This is a genomic window from Stenotrophomonas sp. HMWF023 (assembly GCF_003060985.1).
GTDB lineage: Bacteria > Pseudomonadota > Gammaproteobacteria > Xanthomonadales > Xanthomonadaceae > Stenotrophomonas > Stenotrophomonas lactitubi.
Genome location: NZ_QAIJ01000207.1, coordinates 3466 through 4277 on the forward strand (window position 1 = coordinate 3466; position 812 = coordinate 4277).

General features: G+C 66.6%; 1 protein-coding gene. It reads right to left on the minus strand.

Translation table 11 applies throughout. The features are described from left to right. Positions 1–650: nucleoside hydrolase (locus DBR20_RS11235; protein ID WP_258223302.1), on the minus strand; the 650-nt coding region annotated here is incomplete at its 3' end. Positions 651–812 lie beyond the last annotated feature (162 nt).

Below are 812 nucleotides of genomic sequence, written 5' to 3' on the forward strand. Positions count from 1 at the left end.
CGCGCGCGATCGGAATCGGCGCCCAGCCACTGTTCGGCTTCGGTCAGCGGCAGGCCGTGGGCAACGGTAGCTTCCCAGTCCGACACCAGCAGGTGCGGGAACGCGGTGAACACCACATGCGCCGCTTCCGGATCGAAGGCGATGTTGAATTCGGCGGCGGGGGTGATGTTGCCGTGGCAGGTGACTGCGCCGCCCATCACCACGATGCGCTTGATGCGCTGTGGCAGCGTCGGGTCGAGCTTCAGGGCCAGCGCCAGGTTGGTCAGCGGGCCGAGCATCACCAGCATCAGTTCGCCGGCATGTTCGTGCGACAAACGCAGGATTGCCAATGCAGCGTGCTCGGCGTCGGCCTGGCGACTGGGCGGCGGCAGGTCCACGTCGCCGTAGCCATCACGGCCATGCACGTGGGCGGCGTCAACGGACGGATGCAGCAGCGGATCGGGACTGCCGGCGAACACCGGCACGTCGGTGCGGCCGACGATGTCGCAGAGCTTGAGGGCGTTGCGGACGGTGTACTGCAGGCCTACGTTGCCGGCGGCGATGGTCAGCGCGACCACGTCATGCCGTTCATCGGCGAAGGCCATCAGCAGGGCCAGTGCGTCGTCGACACCGGGGTCGGTATCGATCAACAGCGGGATCTTCTTGGTCATCGTTGCCGTCTTCAGATCGGCAACGAAGTGTGGACCGGGAAGATGACCGTTGCAAGTATGGGGGTTCGGCAGGGCTGCGCCCTGCACCCGCAGAGGCCGGAGCAACGGCAACAGCAACGTCAAGGGCTGGCATTCCGGGAGATGGCGGGGTGGGTCCGGTGG